Genomic DNA, 16868 nt, shown 5'->3' on the forward strand with positions numbered 1-16868 from the left:
TGGGAATCCGCTTAGTGTTCGCTTGTGGGGAGCTTCGAGACAGTCGGCCGGTCGGATGCCGAGTTGCTGGCCGCTCACGTCGCCGGTGACCGGTACGCCTTCGAGGAGCTGTTCTACCGACACCAACGCCAGCTGTACCGGCTGGCGCAGATGTCCAGCCGCAGCCCCGAAGACGCCGCGGACGCCCTGCAGGACGCGATGCTCAAGGCGCATCGCAATGCGCCCGCCTTCCGCCATGACTCAGCGGTCAGCAGTTGGCTCTACCGCATCGTCGTCAACGCCTGCCTGGACCGGTTGCGCCGGCACATGCACAATCCCACCACCGCCCTTGACGACGACGCCTGTCACATCGGCGATCCGATGCCGCACGTCGACACCGCGATCGTCGTCGAGCGTGCCCTGATGCGGCTGCCGCTCGAACAACGCGCCGCGGTCGTCGCGGTCGACATGCAGGGCTACTCGGTGGCCGAGACCGCGAGGATGCTGGGCATCGCCGAGGGCACCGTGAAGAGCCGGTGCTCGCGGGCCAGGGCAAAGCTGGCCGAAGCGCTCGAACACTTCAACGCCGGCGCCGCGACACACAGCGGGAACCGTGATGTCGGGGGCAGCGTCTAACCGTCCGTGGTGGAGACTGGCTTGCGTCAGGGCATGGCACAACCGGCGGGGGCGGCGATGGACGACGGCGCGGGGCGCGAACCCGAGGCGATCACGCCCGAGCTGCTCGCCGACCTGCAGGCCGGCCTGCTCGACGACGCCACGGCCGCGGAGCTACGCCAGCGTGTCCGCACTGATCCCGACGCCGCAGCCACGCTCGCGGCGCTCGACCGGGTCCGCCGCGACCTCGCCGATCTCGGCGCCGACGCGTCCTCTGCGCCCGAGGTCCCCGCCGAAGTGAGCGCCCGCATCGGCGCCGCCCTGAGAGAGCAACGCCACGCCCCTGCACATTCGGCTCGGCACACGCCGCGGTGGCAGCTCGCTGCGCTCGTCACGGGCGTCTGCGCAGCGGTCGTCGGCGCCGTCGTCGGCGGCCTGATGCTGACGCGCGACCCAGCGCCGAGATGGTCGATGGGACCGACCGCCGAGAGCATCACGGTCACGCGACAGGCCACCGAGCTGCCGCTGTCGAACCCGCAGATCGTCGGGCTGCTGTCGCAGCGCCCGGACTACGGCCCCCTGGCCGACCCCGCGCAGCGGGCCTCCTGCCTGTCCGCGCTCGGCTACTCGGGTGCGACCGCGGTGCTCGGCGCTCGGCCAGTCGACATGAACGGTCGGGCCGCGGTGCTGATCGTGTTGCCCGCAGACACCCCGCGAACAGTTCTCGCACTGGTCGTCGAGGCGGACTGCAATGCGGGTCACAGCGGGCTGCTCGCCAATACGTTGGTCGCTCGTCCGTAATCTGTCCTGCAGGCCACCGGGAACACCGGGGCATACCCTGGTGTTTGTATCCGTGCCGACGTGATACGGCAGAAAGGTTCGCATGACCTCCTCATCCACCGTTCATGACGTCATCATCATCGGCTCAGGCCCGGCCGGTTACACCGCCGCGGTGTACGCGGCCCGCGCACAGCTGAAGCCGTTGGTATTCGAGGGCACCCAATTCGGCGGCGCGCTGATGACCACCACCGAGGTCGAGAACTACCCCGGTTTCCGTGAGGGCATCACCGGCCCGGAGTTGATGGACGAGATGCGCGAGCAGGCGCTGCGCTTCGGCGCGGACCTGCGGATGGAGGACGTCGACGCCGTCTCACTCGAGGGGCCGGTCAAGTCGGTGACCGTCGGCGACGACACCTACCAGGCGCGTGCCGTCATCCTCGCGATGGGCGCACAGGCCCGGCACCTCGGTGTGCCCGGCGAGGAGGCGCTGATCGGCATGGGCGTTTCCACCTGTGCGACGTGTGACGGCTTCTTCTTCCGCGACCAAGACATCGCCGTGGTCGGCGGCGGCGACTCCGCGATGGAGGAAGCGACCTTCCTCACCCGGTTCGCCCGCAGCGTCACGCTCATCCACCGCCGCGAGGAGTTCCGCGCCTCCAAGATCATGCTCGAGCGCGCCCGTGAGAACGAGAAGATCAGGTTCCTCACCAACACCCAGGTGACGTCGATCGAGGGCGATCCGAAGGTCACCGGTGTGCGGTTGCGCAACGCGGTCACCGGTGAAGAATCCGAACTCGCTGTGACCGGTGTGTTCGTCGCGATCGGCCATGACCCGCGGTCGGAGTTGGTGCGCGGCCAGGTCGATCTCGACGCCGAAGGCTATGTGCTGACCAAGGGCCGGACCACGAGCACGTCGGTGGACGGCGTTTTCGCCGCGGGTGACCTCGTCGACCACACCTACCGCCAAGCCATCACCGCGGCGGGGACCGGCTGTTCGGCGTCCATCGACGCCGAGCGCTGGTTGGCTGAAAACGCTTCCGCCACAACGGATGACAACACCGATCTGATTGGAGCCCAACGATGACCGAGAAGACTTCCGCGACCGTCGCCGTAACTGACGACTCGTTCTCCGACGACGTGCTGTCCAGCAGCACGCCGGTGCTGGTCGACTTCTGGGCCACCTGGTGCGGGCCGTGCAAGATGGTCGCCCCCGTGCTCGAGGAGATCGCCAACGACAAGGCCGGCTCGCTGAAGGTGGCCAAGCTCGACGTCGACGCCAACCCCGCGACCGCACGCGACTTTCAGGTCGTCTCGATCCCGACGATGATCCTGTTCAAGGGCGGCGCCCCGGTGAAGCGGATCGTCGGCGCGAAAGGCAAGGCCGCGCTGCTGCGCGAGCTCGCTGACGTGGTCTAACGCCGCGATTAGCGGGCCTGACACCCGCCTGGGGTTTTCTCGAAAATGGGAACCGTCTGCGACAATGCTGCCTAGCCTGTCTTTGCTTCGTCAGCGTTTTTCGGGCTGACATATGCCGGCCCGCAGGGCAGCCGGGGAAGGGTCGAGTATGTCGAGTCTGCGTCACGGTGACCGCGGGGGTGCGGTCACCGAGATCCGGGCGGCACTGGCGGCGTTGGGCATGATCGACAACCCCGACGAAGACCTCACCACCGGTCGACACGTCGCTGTCGACGTATTCGACGACGAACTCGACCACGCCGTGCGCGCATTTCAGCAGCACCGCGGGCTGCTCGTCGACGGGATCGTCGGCGAGGCGACCTTCCGTGCGCTCAAAGAAGCGTCATACCGCTTGGGCGCCCGCACGCTCAACCATCAGTTCGGTGCGCCGATGTACGGCGATGACGTTGCGACGCTGCAGGCGCGGCTGCAGGACCTCGGCTTCTACACCGGGCTCGTCGACGGACACTTCGGCCTGCAGACCCACAACGCGCTGATGTCCTATCAGCGCGAGTACGGCCTCTATCCCGACGGCATCTGTGGCCCAGAAACGTTGCGCTCCTTGTACTTTCTGGGTTCGCGGGTCACCGGCGGCTCACCGCACGCGATTCGCGAAGAGGAACTGGTTCGCCGCTCAGGGCCGCGGCTGTCGGGCAAGCGCATCATCATCGATCCGGGCCGCGGCGGTAGCGATCACGGCCTGATCATGAATGGTCCTGCCGGGCCGATCAGCGAGGCAGACATCCTGTGGGACTTGGCAAGTCGGCTCGAGGGCCGGATGACCGCGATCGGCATGGAGACGTTCTTGTCCCGCCCGGTGAACCGCGCACCCTCGGATGCCGAGCGAGCCGCGACGGCCAACACCGTCGGCGCCGACCTGATGATCAGCCTGCGCTGCGCGGCGCACGCCAGCCCGTCCGCCAACGGCGTCGCCTCGTTCCACTTCGGCAATTCGCACGGGTCAGTCTCCACCATCGGCCGCATGCTTTCCGATTTCATTCAGCGAGAAGTGGTGGCGCGCACCGGATTACGCGACTGCCGCACCCATGGCAGGACCTGGGATCTGCTGCGGCTGACCCGCATGCCCACCGTGCAGGTCGACGTCGGCTACATCACTAACCCCCACGACCGGGGCATGCTGGTCTCGGCGCAGGCTCGTGATTCGATCGCCGAGGGTGTGCTCGCCGCGGTCAAGCGGCTCTATCTCCTCGGCAAGAACGACCGACCAACGGGCACATTCACTTTCGCCGAGCTGTTGGCCCACGAATTGTCGGTCGAGCAGGCCGGCCGAGTCAGCCCGACTTAGTCCCCTACAGGCAGGGACCCGCGCCCGCGCCGACCGGCTGTTGGAGCTGAGCGCTTTCCAGTAGCCGCTCCAGCGCCGCCTCCACTTCGGCCTTCCATCCCAGCCCCTGCTCGAGTTCCAGTCGCAGGCGGGGGAAGTAGCGGTGCTGTGTGACGACGACGAAGCCGGCGTCCCGCAGCATGTCGACGTCGAGCATGCACTGGTCCACCGCGCAGTCCCCAAGTACCTCGACGACGGGCCGCAATTCGGGTGCCACCGCCATGGGGTCCTGCAGTTCGGTCACTTCGGCGGTACGCCCGAACGCTTCCAGCGCACGAACGCCGCGGCGGACAAGATCGCCGACCACCGATGCGATCAGATGCCGCGACAGTGCGTCGGCATCATGGCCGGACTCGACGCCGAGCGAGGTCAGCAACACGGCGTCGGCGCTCACCGGGCCGGTGGGGAAATGCCGCGCGCGGGGCACCGCCCCGGGTGGCGCGTAGAACGCGTAGCCAAGGCAGGGGTTGTCGCCGATGTCGAACGGCATCGCCGGGTCTTCCTCGATGTCCGCCTCGGAGTCGCGGCACTGCACTGCCATCTGACCGCACGACCCCCACTCGAGCATGACCATCGACAGCCACGCTTCCTTCTCGAATTCGGGGTCACTGAGGTGGTCGTCGGCCCGCAGGGTCGCCGGATCCACCTCCCAGTACACGCAGCGGCGTGCGTGCTTGGGCAGCTGCTCGAATGCTTCGAGCCGTAGAGGCGTGATGCGCGCTGCCACTAAACTCCCCGAGTTCTGCGCGGTGCTGAAATGCCCGGCTGCCACTCCAGGATAGAAGCACCCGGCGCCGATGGCCCCTTTTCGTCGGGTTCGTTCATCAGCAGGGACCGCCGATACGAATCCCGTTGCTGCACATGGGTTTTCCTTTGCCGCAGTCGTGTGGACAGTCCGGGTGGCCGCTTCGTGTCACAGTGACGTAATTACGTCGTGTGGTAGGTCAGCCCTTGGTCGCGCTCATGAGTTCGACTATCCGTTGCAAGTCGTCGACCGAGCCGAACTCGACCACGATCTTGCCTTTTCGTTTGCCGAGGCTGACCGTCACTCGCGTGTCGAACGCCGTCGACAGCCGCTCAGCAACGTCCTGCAGCCCGGGCATGTGAATCGGCTTGCGGCGCGGAGCCGACGGGGCCGACGGAGCCTCGCGGTTCGCCAGCGTGACGGCCTCCTCGGTGGCGCGCACCGAAAGCCCCTCGGCGACGATGCGCGCCGCCAGTTCCTCCTGCTGCTCCGGCCCGCCTTCCAGCGCCAGCAGAGCGCGGGCGTGCCCGGCGGACAGCACGCCGGCTGCCACCCGCCGCTGTACGGCGATCGGCAACCGAAGCAGCCGGATCATGTTCGTGATCAGCGGGCGCGACCGGCCGATGCGGGCGGCCAGTTCATCGTGGGTGACTTCGAACTCGTCGAGCAGCTGTTGATAGGCCGCCGCCTCTTCAAGCGGGTTGAGTTGGACGCGGTGAATGTTCTCCAACAGCGCGTCGCGCAGCATGCTGTCGTCGGCGGTCTCGCGCACGATCGCCGGAATGGTCGCAAGGCCGGCCTGCTGCGCTGCGCGCCAGCGCCGCTCCCCCATGACGAGCTGATACCGCGGAGCCCCCTGCGGAGTGCCCGGCACGGCACGCACAACGATCGGCTGCATGAGGCCGAACTCGCGAATGGAATGCACGAGTTCGGAGAGGGACTCCTCGTCGAATACCTGGCGCGGCTGTTTGGGGTTGGGGTCGATAGTCGACGGATCGATCTCGCGGTAGGTGGCGCCGACGTCGGCAGCTGCGGCGTCGGTGACCGATGATCCGCCGATCACGACGTCGGCGGCGGCGTTGCCCATTCGCGAGCCAAAGGGGACCGCCGCCTCATCGTCGGCCGGGCCGGTGGGGATCAACGATGCCAGTCCCCTGCCGAGGCCGCTTCGCTTGTTCTTGGGTTGAGTCATTGGTGCTGTCTCCTGCTCGCGAACACGGGTTATCGGCTTTGTCCTTGCGGTGCGCCTCGCTCGGCGAGTTCGCGGCTGGCATCGATATAGCTCATCGCGCCTCGCGAGCCGGGGTCGTAGTCGAGGATCGTCATGCCGTAGCCGGGTGCTTCGGACACCTTGACGCTGCGCGGGATAACGGTCCGCAGCACCTTGTCCCCGAAATGTGCCCGCACGTCGGCGGCGACTTGGTCGGCGAGCTTGGTGCGGCCGTCGTACATGGTGAGGATGACGGTGGTGACGTTCAGCTCCGGGTTGAGGTGCGCCTTGACCATCTCGATGTTGCGGAGCAGCTGCCCCACCCCCTCCAGCGCGTAGTACTCGCACTGGATCGGGATCAACACCTCGGGGGCGGCCACGAGCGCGTTGATGGTCAGCAAGCCAAGCGACGGCGGGCAGTCGATGAAGACGTAGTCGAAGTCGTAGTCCTTCAGGGCAGCGAGTGCGGTGCGTAGCCGTCCTTCGCGCGCCACCATGCTGACCAATTCGATCTCGGCGCCTGCGAGGTCGATGGTCGCCGGAACGCAGAACAGTCGCTCGCTGTGCGGGCTGCGCTGGATCGCGGTCTGCAGTGGGATCTCACCGATCAACACCTCGTAGGACGACGGGGTGCCTTCGCGGTGTTCGATGCCGAGTGCGGTGCTGGCGTTGCCCTGCGGGTCGAGGTCGATCACGAGGATGCTCAGTCCCTGGAGCGCAAGCGCCGCGGCGACATTGACCGCCGTCGTCGTCTTGCCGACGCCGCCCTTCTGGTTGGCGATCGTAAAGACTCGCTGGCGCGCCGGCCGGGGTAGTCCGCCCTTCGCCGCGGCGTGCAGCAGTTTGACGGCGCGCTCTGCCTCGGCTCCGATCGGGGTATCGATTCCGGCTTGGTCGGCCCACGATTCCCTCGGCGGACCCTCCCATGTTTCACGTGAAACATCGGGATGTTGCGACTCCTCCGGAGTCATCCTCTTCTCCTGCCCGTTCGTGGCGGTCGGTCCGCCCCCCGAACCGTCCCCTCGTGCCGCGCCACGACCACGGTCACGGGTGGGTCCAAGAAGTCCGCGCCACATTTCATCACCCTTACATCGACCGCACCCAGCGTTGCCATCACACGCCGGTGCTCCCGGATCTCGTTTTCCGCACGTTCGCCCTTGATCGCCACCATCCGGCCATCCGGACGGAGCAGCGGCACGCTCCACTTCGTCAGCTTGTCCAGAGCCGCCACCGCTCTGGAGACAACCGCGTCCATCTCCCCCGCTTGCTGTCGCACGGACCGATCCTCGGCCCGGCCCCGAACGATCGCGATCTCGAGACCCAGATCGTCGGCCACCTCGCGCAGGAACTCACTGCGGCGAAGAAGTGGTTCGATGAGCGTGAGCCGAAGGTCGGGCCGGGCCAACGCCAACGGTATCCCGGGTAGCCCGGCTCCACTACCGATGTCGGCGATCCGCTCGTTCGGGTCGAGCAATTCGGCCACCGCCGCACTATTCAATATGTGACGGTCCCAGATGCGGTCGACTTCCCGGGGTCCGAGCAGGCCGCGCTCCACGCCCGCCCCCGCCAAGATTTCGGCGTACCGCTGGGCGCGCGCCAACTCCGACCCGAAGAGGACCGCCGCGGCTTCCGGCGCCGCGGTCACCTCCACATGTTTCACGTGAAACATCCTCCGGATCTCGCGGGCCCAAACGGGGTGGCGCAGGAACTACATCCGTGTAACTCGTGCCTCAGTCGAGCAGCACAACCACGCGGCGCGAAGGCTCGACGCCCTCGCTTTCGCTGTGCACACCGTCGACGGCGGCGACCGCGTCGTGCACGATCTTCCGCTCGAACGGCGTCATCGGGGTCAGCTCTTCTCGCTCCCCCGACTCCAACACCCGACGGGCGACCTTCTCGCCAAGCGCGGCCAACTCGTCGCGGCGCCGCCGACGCCAGCGCGCGATATCCAGCATCAGCCGGCTGCGCTCACCGGTCTTCTGGTGCACCGCCAACCGGGTCAGCTCCTGCAGCGCGTCGAGCACCTCGCCCTTGCGTCCCACCAACTTCGTCAGGTCACCACCGCCGTCGATGCTCACCACCGCGCGGTCGCCCTCGACATCCAGATCGATATCGCCGTCGAAGTCCAGCAGGTCCAACAATTCCTCGAGATAGTCGCCTGCGATCTCGCCTTCGGCTACCAACCGCTCTTCGAGGTCCTCTCCCGTTGCGGTCGCGGTTTCCGTGCCGTTGTCGTCGTCGGTCAACTCGTCGCTGCGTTCGGTCGTCTCGGCGTCCGTCATCACTGTCTCTCCCTCATCCACCACCGGATCGTGCTCCGGTCAACGTTTCCGCTTCTTGGGTCGCGCGCCAGGCCGCGGCGTCGCTCCCGGGCCCGGCGTCTCCGGCGCCGGCTTCCCGTCGATCACGGCGTCCGGCGAGTCCGTGACTTCCACACCGTCGCTGACCGCCGGCTCGCTCGGTGCGCTGTCAGGTTTCCGTTGTCGATCGGGTTTGGCGCCCGGCTTCGGCGCATTGGCCGCACGTCTCTCCTGCGCCTCGACCTTCTTGGCTTCTTCTTCCTTGGCGATGTTCCCGAAGACGTAGTGCTGCTGCGCGAACGTCCAGATGTTGTTCGAGAACCAGTACAAGATGATCGCGATCGGCAGGAACGGGCCGCCGACGACGACGCCGAGCGGGAACACGTAGAGCGCCAGTTTGTTCATCATCGCGGTCTGCGGGTTGGCTGCCGCCTCTGGACTCTGGCGCGCCACGGAAGCCCGGCTGTTGAAGTACGTCGCGATGCCCGCGGCGATCATCAGCGGCAGGCTGACTGCCACCACCGCGCTCCTGCTGAATTCGGTGAACGCGTCCAGACCGGAAGACTGGATCATCGATGCGCCGATCGGGGCACCGAACAGGTTGGCGTCCAGGAAGTGCCCGACGTCGGTCGCGCTGAAGATGTAGTTGCCCGTCGCCCGGTTCTGCTCCACCGACAGATGCGGCCCGAAGCTGCCGCCCATGCCGCCCGTCACGGTCCGGTTGAACGAACGCAGCACGTGATACAGCCCGAGGAACACCGGGACTTGCGCGAAGATCGGCAGGCAGCCCATCAGCGGGTTGAACCCGTGCTCGCGCTGTAGCTTCTGCATTTCCAGCGCCATCCGCTGGCGGTCCTTGCCGTACTTCTTCTGCAGCGCCTTGATCTGTGGCTGCAACTCCTGCATCTGTCGCGTGGTGCGGATCTGCCTCACGAACGGCTTGTAGAGAATCGCGCGCAGCGTGAAGACCAGGAACATCACCGACAGCGCCCATGCGAAGAAGTTCGACGGTCCGAGCACGAAGGCAAACGCCTTGTACCAAGCCCACATGATCGCCGACACGGGCCAGTAGATGAAGTCCAGGCTGAACCAATCAAACACGCGTTTCGCTCTTCCGTTGCTCCGCTGGGCTGTCCCAGAAGTCGTCGTGCTGCGAGTCGCCTCGGCGCTCGGGTATCGGATCCCATCCTCCCCGATGCCACGGGCCACACTTCAGCAGTCGCACCATGGCCAGCGTCCCGCCCCGTATCAACCCGTACTCACCCAGCGCGTCGACCGCGTACTGACTGCACGTCGGCGTGAACCGGCAGGTGGGTAACCGCATCGGCGAAATCATGTGGCGATACAGCTCGATGAAGAAGATCGCTCCCCGGGCGGCGAAACTCATTGGCTCGACGCCTCACTGCGCGCACGTGTGCGGCGGATCGCCGTTCGCAGTTCCTGTTCCAGCCGCGCCGAGATCGCATGACTGCTGCCCGGCAACGCACGGATCACCACGCGGTCCGCCGAATCCAGTTCATTGAGCACGGTCCGCGCGACGTGGCGCAGACGACGGGCGACCCGGTGCCGCTGCACCGCGCCGCCGACAGCTTTCGAAACGACCAATCCGATCAGCGGTCCATCCGCGGAGCCAACGTCGCCAGACCGCAGCGCGTGCACCACGAGATCGGGCTGCACCGCGCGCACCCCTTTACTGACGGTGGCACCGAAGTCTGTCGACCGCGTCATCCGGTACCGAGCCGGAAGCACCGCGCTAGACCTTGCGTCGAATCACGCAGTCAGCTTGCGGCGCCCCTTGCCGCGCCGGTTCGACACGATCGCTCGACCGGCCCGGGTGCGCATCCGCAGCCGGAACCCATGCACCCGCGCGCGTCGGCGGTTGTTGGGCTGAAAGGTCCGCTTGCCCTTGGCCACGGCTGTTCACTCCTCGTTGCGTCTGGCATCCGCAACCCACGCCGATGAATCCTCATACCGGTGGGGACGCGATTGCCGTTGGTAAGCTCGTCCGTCTCGCTTGCTAACCGGCGCGGTCCCCATGATGTCGTGGGTCGCAGCCGTATCGCCACGTGCGGGCGACTGTTCGAGGGTACTGACGAGATTTCGCTGGGTCAAACCTCGCCCGAGCGATCGCTCTGCACCGCGCGCGGGTTCACATTCGCCACAGCCGTCACGCGCCCCGAGTGAGCAAAAATCTACCTCCGCGGAATGTTGCAGAACGGTTGGCACTCGGGAAGAAAACTGTTAGCTTCTGCCAATGCCGATTCGATAACGAAACGGCGACAGACAACGAAGCGGAGATGCCAAACAGGTCGCGAGCCCACAGATTGCACCACCACTGTGACGAGCCCCGGCCCGCGGCGTCCACGCCGGTAGACAACAGAGCGACGACGACTGTCCTGTCTCCACAGCCTGTGGATAACTATGTGGACAGACCGTCATCGTTCCTTTGGTCGTCCCTGGATCGGCCTTTAGGGGGTTCTCGTCTTTGACAGCTGACCCCGATCCCCCATTCGTCGCCGTTTGGAACAACGTTGTTGCCGAACTCAACGGTGAGACCGACTCCGGCGAGACCATAAATGGGGACTCCACGCTCCCCACGCTTACCCCGCAGCAAAGAGCCTGGTTAAAGCTGGTCCAGCCGCTCGTCATCGCCGAGGGATTTGCCCTGCTGTCGGTGCCGACGCCGTTTGTGCAAAACGAGATCGAACGTCATCTGCGCGAACCGATCATCACCGCGCTCAGCCGTCAGCTCGGACAGCGCGTCGAGCTGGGTGTGCGCATCGCCGCGCCGGCGGTCACTGAGCCCGACGAGGGTGTCAACGGCTTCGCGGCAGCGGCGGCCAACGCGGAACCCGACGAGGTCGACGAAGTCTCGGAGGCCCTCGCCAGCGCTGAGGAAAGCTGGCCGACCTACTTCTCGAACCGGCCGCAGAACACGCCCGCCGGCGAGCCGACCGCGGTCAATCTCAACCGCCGCTACACCTTCGACACGTTCGTCATCGGGGCGTCCAACAGATTCGCTCACGCCGCGAGTCTCGCGATTGCTGAGGCGCCCGCGCGGGCCTACAACCCGTTGTTCATCTGGGGTGAGTCCGGACTCGGCAAGACCCATCTTTTGCACGCCGCCGGCAACTACGCCCAGCGGTTGTTTCCGGGCATGCGCGTCAAGTACGTGTCGACCGAAGAATTCACCAACGACTTCATCAACTCTCTGCGCGACGACCGCAAAGCGTCGTTCAAGCGCAGCTACCGCGACATCGACGTGCTGCTGGTCGACGACATCCAGTTCATCGAGGGCAAGGAAGGCATTCAGGAAGAGTTCTTCCATACCTTCAACACGCTGCACAACGCGAACAAGCAGATCGTGATCTCCTCGGATCGGCCGCCCAAACAGCTGGCCACGCTGGAAGACCGGTTGCGTACCCGGTTCGAATGGGGGCTGATCACCGACGTTCAGCCGCCCGAACTGGAGACCCGCATCGCGATTCTGCGCAAGAAGGCGCAGATGGACCGGCTTGACGTGCCGGGTGACGTGCTCGAGCTCATCGCCAGCAGCATCGAACGCAACATCCGCGAACTCGAGGGCGCGCTGATCCGAGTCACCGCGTTCGCATCGCTGAACAAGACGCCGATCGACAAGTCACTCGCCGAGATCGTGCTGCGCGACCTGATCGCCGATGCAGGGACCATGCAGATCAGCACCGCGGCGATCATGGCCGCCACCGCCGAGTACTTCCAAACCAGCGTCGAAGAACTCCGCGGGCCCGGCAAGACACGGGCGCTGGCACAGTCGCGCCAAATCGCCATGTACCTGTGCCGCGAACTCACCGATCTGTCCCTGCCCAAGATCGGGCAGGCGTTCGGCCGTGACCACACCACGGTCATGTATGCCGAAAAGAAGATCCGCGGCGAGATGGCTGAACGCCGAGAGGTGTTCGATCACGTCAAGGAACTCACCACGCGAATCCGCCAGCGCTCCAAGCGCTGACCGACGTTCTGCTGTCCGTTTGTCGTCCCGCACTCCCGGGGCGAGGAGCTTCTGCGCGGGTACTGACAAAAAATCTCCGAAAAACTTTGGCATCGTCGGCATCACTTGTCACAGAGCAGCCGTGTGGATGCCGATGTGGACAACTTGCTACCAAGTTCCGGATTACTCGGTGCTTTCTTCACAACACCGCCGAAGTCCACAATGCAGCGACGATCCGCGGCGAATTGTCCACAATTCCCTCACACGCCGACACGCATGGCACGCTGCGCCGACACCCGGTTATCCCCAATGTGCACAACCCCTAATACTGTTGCTCATATATCTCCGAAGTTTCTCCTTAGAAGAAGCCACCTGGGGACACATCGATTCTCAGTGCGCCGAGCCGCTTTGCGACGGCGGATGTCACCCCGATCGATTAGCTTTCAAGTTGAGCCGGAAAGCTCTACGGTGGTTCATCGACAGCCGTTACGGTCGTTGGGACGCATCGGGGAGACGCGGCGCGAGACACCGGAAAACCGCTGGTTAGACCTTGTTGTGGTGTGTATCGAAGGGACGCTATGGACGTGGCGACGACAACCGCTGGTCTCACCGATTTGAAGTTCCGGTTAGTTCGTGAAGACTTCGCCGACGCCGTGGCCTGGGTCGCCAGGAATTTGCCGTCCAGACCGACGGTGCCCGTCCTGGCCGGTGTGTTGCTCACCGGGTCCGATGACGGGCTGACGATCTCCGGATTCGACTACGAAGTGTCGGCCGAGGTGCGGGTTGCAGCCGAAATCGCTTCTCCCGGAAGCGTTTTGGTGTCCGGTCGGCTGCTGTCCGACATCACGAGGGCACTGCCCGCCAAACCGGTCGACGTCAGCGTCGAAGGCACCCGGGTTTCGTTGACGTGCGGCAGTGCCCGGTTCTCGTTGCCGACCATGGCCGTCGAGGACTACCCGGCGCTGCCGGCACTGCCCGAGGACACGGGTGTGATTTCGTCGCAGCTGTTCGGTGAGGCCATCGGCCAGGTCGCTGTCGCCGCCGGTCGCGACGACACACTCCCGATGCTGACGGGCATTCGCGTCGAGATCTCCGGCGAGAAGGTCGTTTTGGCGGCCACCGACCGCTTCCGTCTCGCGGTGCGCGAACTCACTTGGTCGACGGAGTCGGCTGACATCGAGGCCGCGGTGCTGGTGCCGGCCAAGACCTTGGCGGAGGCGGCGAAGGCGGGTACGGACGGCGCCGATGTGCACCTGTCACTCGGGGCCGGAGCAGCGGTCGGCAAGGAAGGCCTGCTCGGTATTCGCAGCGACGGTAAGCGCAGCACCACCCGTCTGCTCGACGCGGAGTTCCCGAAGTTTCGTCAGCTGCTGCCCGCCGAGCACACGGCGATCGCGACCATCGGCGTCGCCGAGCTCACCGAGGCGATCAAGCGTGTGGCCCTGGTCGCCGACCGCGGTGCGCAGGTGCGGATGGAGTTCTCCGACGATGTGCTGCGGCTGTCGGCAGGCGCCGATGACGTCGGCCGCGCGGAAGAAGATCTTCCGGTCACGTTCTCCGGTGACCCGCTGACAATCGCGTTCAACCCGACATATCTCACCGACGGGCTGGGCTCGCTGCATTCGGAGCGCGTGACGTTTGGTTTCACGACACCCAGCCGTCCCGCTGTGTTGCGCCCGGCAGGTGAGGATGATGGGTCTGTCGGCACAAGTGGTCCGTTCCCGGCCGCCCAAACCGACTACGTGTACCTGTTGATGCCGGTGCGGCTTCCGGGCTGACCGGCCCTACCGCCACGAAAGAGGCGCGCACATGCAATTAGGTCTCGTCGGCCTGGGCAAAATGGGTTTCAACATGCGGGAGCGCCTGCGCGAGGGCGGCCACGAGGTGATCGGCTACGACCCGAGGCCAGAGGTCACCGACGTGCCGACACTTGCGGCGCTCGCCGAAGCGCTACCCACACCACGAGTTGTGTGGGTGATGGTGCCTTCGGGCACGGTCACCCACGAAACCATCACCGCCCTTGCCGATGTACTCGGCTCTGGTGACTTGGTGATCGACGGCGGCAACTCCCGCTATACCGAAGACGAGCCGCACGCAAAACTGTTGAACGACAAGGGAATCGCGTTCATCGACGCAGGCGTGTCGGGCGGGATCTGGGGTTTGAAGGAAGGCTACGGCCTGATGGTCGGCGGTAGTGATGCCGACGTCGAGCGGGCGATGCCGATCTTCGACGTGCTGCGTCCGCCGGGTCCCCGCGAAGACGGTTTCGTCCATGCCGGCCCGGTCGGGGCAGGCCATTTCACCAAGATGGTCCACAACGGTGTCGAATACGCGCTGATGACCGCGTATGCCGAGGGCTACGAGCTGCTGGCCGCAGAAGACCTGGTCAAGAATCCGCAAGCCGTCTATCAGGCGTGGACGAACGGCACCGTGGTGCGGTCGTGGCTGCAGCAGCTGCTGGCCAGGGCACTCAAGGAAGATCCCAAACTCGCCGACATTTCCGGCTACACCGAGGATTCCGGCGAAGGTCGGTGGACGGTGGAGGAGGCGATTCGGTTGCGGGTACCGGTGCCGGGCATCGCCGCATCGCTGTTCGCCCGGTTCTTGTCGCGCCAGGACGACTCGCCGACCATGAAAGCCGTCGCCGCGCTGAGGAACCAGTTCGGTGGCCATGCGGTCAAGCGTGTGAGCGAGTCGGGATAGGTGTACGTCCGCCGTCTGGGTTTGCAAGACTTCCGGTCCTGGCCGCAGGCCGACCTGGAGTTGGAGCCCGGCCGGACCGTGTTCGTCGGACCCAACGGCTTCGGCAAGACGAATCTCGTTGAGGCGCTGTGGTATTCGTCGACCTTGGGTTCGCATCGGGTCGCATCGGATGCACCGCTGATTCGGGCAGGCGCCGAACGCGCCGTGGTGTCGACGATTGTCGTCAACGAGGGTCGCGAGCTGGCCATCGACTTGGAGATCACCGCCGGCCGCGCCAACAAGGCACGGCTCAACCGCTCCCCCGTACGGTCGGCGCGCGAGGTGCTCGGTGTATTGCGTGCGGTGCTGTTCGCGCCTGAGGACCTCGCGCTGGTGCGCGGCGACCCCGGCGAACGCCGCCGCTACCTGGACGAACTCGCGACCACTCGGCGGCCCCGGGTCGCCGGGATCCGTGCGGATTACGACAAGGTGCTGCGCCAGCGCGCTGCTCTGCTCAAGACCGCGGGACCGGCGCGCTACCGCGGTGACCGCAGCGTGCTCGACACCCTCGATGTGTGGGACGGTCACCTCGCCGCACACGGCGCACAACTGATCGCGGCCCGGGTGGAGCTGGTTACCCAACTGTCCCCCGAAGTCGAAAAGGCATACCAACTGCTGGCGCCGGCATCGCGACCGGCCGCGATCCAGTACCGCAGCGGCGTCGACGTGATCGAGGCGGAGGCCGCGGCCGGCAACGACGATGTAGAGGTATTCGAGGCCGCGCTGCTGGATGCGCTGGCCCGGCGCCGCGACGCCGAACTGGAGCGCGGGGTCTGTCTCGTCGGTCCACACCGCGATGATCTCGAGCTGCGGCTCGGTGATCAGGTCGCGAAAGGCTTTGCGAGCCATGGCGAATCGTGGTCGGTGGCGCTGGCGCTGCGGCTGGCGGCTTATGAACTGTTGCGCGCCGACGGCAGTGATCCGGTGCTGTTGCTCGACGACGTGTTCGCCGAACTCGACAACGCGCGTCGGCAAGCGCTGGCCAACGTCGCGGCCAATGCGGAACAGGTCCTGGTGACCGCCGCGGTGAACGACGACATTCCAACGGATTGGGATGCGCGTCGGATCGAGATCACGATGAGCGAGGAAGACAGCGGCCGAGTCTCGATGGTGGTGCCATGACATCCGAAGATGAAGACGACACAGCGGCAGGTCCACCCGCGCACCTGAGCGGTCTCGCCGGGATGGATTTGGTCAGACGAACCCTGGAAGAAGCCCGGGGGGCGGCGCGGGTCCAGGGCAAGGACGTCGGCCGCGGCCGCAACGCACCGGTTCGTCGGCGGGTGGCCGGGAACAGTCGTCGGCGCTGGTCAGGCCCTGGTCCGGACTCCCGGGATCCGCAACTGCTGGGGTCGCTGACAGCGGACTTGGCGCGTAGCCGCGGGTGGTCGGGCCGGGTCGCCGAGGGATCGGTGTTCGGCCGATGGCACGGGCTGGTCGGCGAGCAGATCGCCGCACATGCCACGCCGACGTCACTGCATGACGGAGTGCTCACGGTATCGGCCGAGTCGACGGCCTGGGCCACGCAGCTGCGGATGGTGCAGGCGCAGCTGTTGGCGAAGATTGCCGCCGCGGTCGGGGACGGAGTGGTGACGTCGCTGAAAATCGTCGGGCCGGTGGCCCCGTCGTGGCGGAAGGGCCGGTATCACATCGCCGGCCGCGGGCCCCGCGACACATACGGATGACCGGCATTCCGCCGGTGCGCTGAGAGCCGCCTGAAGGCCGCGAGC

18 protein-coding genes and 1 pseudogene are annotated in these 16868 nt (G+C 66.0%); 10 read left to right on the top strand and 9 right to left on the bottom strand.

Annotated elements, in window-relative coordinates:
* Window positions 1-24 precede the first annotated feature (24 nt).
* The 5 genes from sigM (at window position 25) to GGC64_RS23880 (ending at window position 4135) form a co-directional block, all read left to right on the top strand.
* Window positions 25-615 (top strand): RNA polymerase sigma factor SigM, encoded by a 591-nt coding sequence (gene sigM / locus GGC64_RS23860; RefSeq protein ID WP_192724961.1) that lies wholly within the window; start codon window positions 25-27, stop codon window positions 613-615.
* Between the two features lie 33 nt (window positions 616-648).
* The gene (locus GGC64_RS23865) at window positions 649-1395 is read left to right on the top strand and encodes a hypothetical protein (protein ID WP_304611116.1); all 747 of its coding nucleotides are present in this window, start codon (window positions 649-651) and stop codon (window positions 1393-1395) included.
* A gap of 82 nt (window positions 1396-1477) precedes the next feature.
* Entirely contained in the window at window positions 1478-2458 is a 981-nt protein-coding gene (trxB, locus tag GGC64_RS23870) for a thioredoxin-disulfide reductase (RefSeq protein WP_192724962.1), read from the top strand.
* Entirely contained in the window at window positions 2455-2790 is a 336-nt protein-coding gene (trxA, locus tag GGC64_RS23875; protein WP_192724963.1) for a thioredoxin, read from the top strand. Before trxB ends, trxA begins: the two co-directional genes overlap by 4 nt.
* Window positions 2791-2938: 148 nt before the next feature.
* The gene (locus tag GGC64_RS23880; RefSeq protein WP_370582278.1) at window positions 2939-4135 is read left to right on the top strand and encodes a peptidoglycan-binding protein; all 1197 of its coding nucleotides are present in this window, start codon (window positions 2939-2941) and stop codon (window positions 4133-4135) included.
* Window positions 4136-4139: 4 nt separating this feature from the next.
* On the opposite strand, the gene GGC64_RS23885 is transcribed toward GGC64_RS23880, so the two are convergent.
* The 9 genes from GGC64_RS23885 to rpmH form a co-directional block, all read right to left on the bottom strand.
* Window positions 4140-4901 (bottom strand): acetyltransferase, encoded by a 762-nt coding sequence (locus GGC64_RS23885; RefSeq protein WP_192724965.1) that lies wholly within the window; start codon window positions 4899-4901, stop codon window positions 4140-4142.
* Window positions 4902-5118: 217 nt separating this feature from the next.
* Complete coding sequence (locus tag GGC64_RS23890; protein ID WP_192724966.1) at window positions 5119-6111, bottom strand: ParB/RepB/Spo0J family partition protein; 993 nt, start codon at window positions 6109-6111, stop codon at window positions 5119-5121.
* Window positions 6112-6140: 29 nt separating this feature from the next.
* Complete coding sequence (locus GGC64_RS23895; RefSeq protein ID WP_192724967.1) at window positions 6141-7100, bottom strand: ParA family protein; 960 nt, start codon at window positions 7098-7100, stop codon at window positions 6141-6143.
* Entirely contained in the window at window positions 7097-7789 is a 693-nt protein-coding gene (rsmG, locus tag GGC64_RS23900) for a 16S rRNA (guanine(527)-N(7))-methyltransferase RsmG (protein ID WP_192724968.1), read from the bottom strand. Before rsmG ends, GGC64_RS23895 begins: the two co-directional genes overlap by 4 nt.
* 70 nt (window positions 7790-7859) lie before the next feature.
* The gene (locus tag GGC64_RS23905) at window positions 7860-8411 is read right to left on the bottom strand and encodes a R3H domain-containing nucleic acid-binding protein (RefSeq protein WP_192725270.1); all 552 of its coding nucleotides are present in this window, start codon (window positions 8409-8411) and stop codon (window positions 7860-7862) included.
* A gap of 39 nt (window positions 8412-8450) precedes the next feature.
* Entirely contained in the window at window positions 8451-9479 is a 1029-nt protein-coding gene (gene yidC / locus GGC64_RS23910) for a membrane protein insertase YidC (RefSeq protein ID WP_255528970.1), read from the bottom strand.
* A gap of 43 nt (window positions 9480-9522) precedes the next feature.
* Window positions 9523-9816 carry a membrane protein insertion efficiency factor YidD gene (gene yidD, locus GGC64_RS23915; protein WP_192724970.1) on the bottom strand — a complete coding sequence of 98 codons (294 nt, stop codon included), beginning with the start codon at window positions 9814-9816 and terminating at the stop codon, window positions 9523-9525.
* Window positions 9813-10178 carry a ribonuclease P protein component gene (gene rnpA, locus GGC64_RS23920; protein WP_192724971.1) on the bottom strand — a complete coding sequence of 122 codons (366 nt, stop codon included), beginning with the start codon at window positions 10176-10178 and terminating at the stop codon, window positions 9813-9815. Before rnpA ends, yidD begins: the two co-directional genes overlap by 4 nt.
* Before the next feature lie 21 nt (window positions 10179-10199).
* Entirely contained in the window at window positions 10200-10343 is a 144-nt protein-coding gene (gene rpmH / locus GGC64_RS23925) for a 50S ribosomal protein L34 (protein ID WP_015310228.1), read from the bottom strand.
* Between the two features lie 571 nt (window positions 10344-10914).
* Here rpmH and dnaA point away from each other — a divergent pair.
* From dnaA to GGC64_RS23950, 5 genes and pseudogenes are all read left to right on the top strand, one after another.
* Window positions 10915-12417 (top strand): chromosomal replication initiator protein DnaA, encoded by a 1503-nt coding sequence (dnaA, locus tag GGC64_RS23930; RefSeq protein ID WP_192724972.1) that lies wholly within the window; start codon window positions 10915-10917, stop codon window positions 12415-12417.
* A gap of 557 nt (window positions 12418-12974) precedes the next feature.
* Window positions 12975-14174, top strand: coding sequence for a DNA polymerase III subunit beta (dnaN, locus tag GGC64_RS23935; protein WP_192724973.1), 1200 nt, complete (start codon window positions 12975-12977; stop codon window positions 14172-14174).
* A 19-nt stretch (window positions 14175-14193) separates the two neighbouring features.
* Window positions 14194-15099, top strand: a pseudogene (gnd, locus tag GGC64_RS23940) (phosphogluconate dehydrogenase (NAD(+)-dependent, decarboxylating)); the annotation flags it as partial.
* Entirely contained in the window at window positions 15100-16260 is a 1161-nt protein-coding gene (gene recF / locus GGC64_RS23945; protein WP_192724975.1) for a DNA replication/repair protein RecF, read from the top strand. It begins immediately after the preceding pseudogene.
* Window positions 16257-16823 carry a DUF721 family protein gene (locus tag GGC64_RS23950; RefSeq protein WP_192724976.1) on the top strand — a complete coding sequence of 189 codons (567 nt, stop codon included), beginning with the start codon at window positions 16257-16259 and terminating at the stop codon, window positions 16821-16823. The genes recF and GGC64_RS23950 overlap by 4 nt, the downstream gene beginning before the upstream one ends.
* Window positions 16824-16868 lie beyond the last annotated feature (45 nt).

The organism is Mycobacterium sp. OAS707 (genome assembly GCF_014873705.1).
GTDB lineage: Bacteria > Actinomycetota > Actinomycetes > Mycobacteriales > Mycobacteriaceae > Mycobacterium.

What these genes read in the sequence shown, in the direction of transcription:
- yidC (WP_255528970.1), bottom strand. Translation starts at nt 9,479, where the DNA reads ATGTGGGCTTGGTACAAGGCGTTTGCCTTCGTGCTCGGACCGTCGAAC.
- GGC64_RS23905 (WP_192725270.1), bottom strand. Translation starts at nt 8,411, where the DNA reads ATGACGGACGCCGAGACGACCGAACGCAGCGACGAGTTGACCGACGAC.
- trxB (WP_192724962.1), top strand. Translation starts at nt 1,478, where the DNA reads ATGACCTCCTCATCCACCGTTCATGACGTCATCATCATCGGCTCAGGC.
- dnaN (WP_192724973.1), top strand. Translation starts at nt 12,975, where the DNA reads ATGGACGTGGCGACGACAACCGCTGGTCTCACCGATTTGAAGTTCCGG.
- trxA (WP_192724963.1), top strand. Translation starts at nt 2,455, where the DNA reads ATGACCGAGAAGACTTCCGCGACCGTCGCCGTAACTGACGACTCGTTC.
- GGC64_RS23880 (WP_370582278.1), top strand. Translation starts at nt 2,939, where the DNA reads ATGTCGAGTCTGCGTCACGGTGACCGCGGGGGTGCGGTCACCGAGATC.
- GGC64_RS23895 (WP_192724967.1), bottom strand. Translation starts at nt 7,100, where the DNA reads ATGACTCCGGAGGAGTCGCAACATCCCGATGTTTCACGTGAAACATGG.
- yidD (WP_192724970.1), bottom strand. Translation starts at nt 9,816, where the DNA reads ATGAGTTTCGCCGCCCGGGGAGCGATCTTCTTCATCGAGCTGTATCGC.
- GGC64_RS23950 (WP_192724976.1), top strand. Translation starts at nt 16,257, where the DNA reads ATGACATCCGAAGATGAAGACGACACAGCGGCAGGTCCACCCGCGCAC.
- GGC64_RS23890 (WP_192724966.1), bottom strand. Translation starts at nt 6,111, where the DNA reads ATGACTCAACCCAAGAACAAGCGAAGCGGCCTCGGCAGGGGACTGGCA.
- GGC64_RS23865 (WP_304611116.1), top strand. Translation starts at nt 649, where the DNA reads ATGGCACAACCGGCGGGGGCGGCGATGGACGACGGCGCGGGGCGCGAA.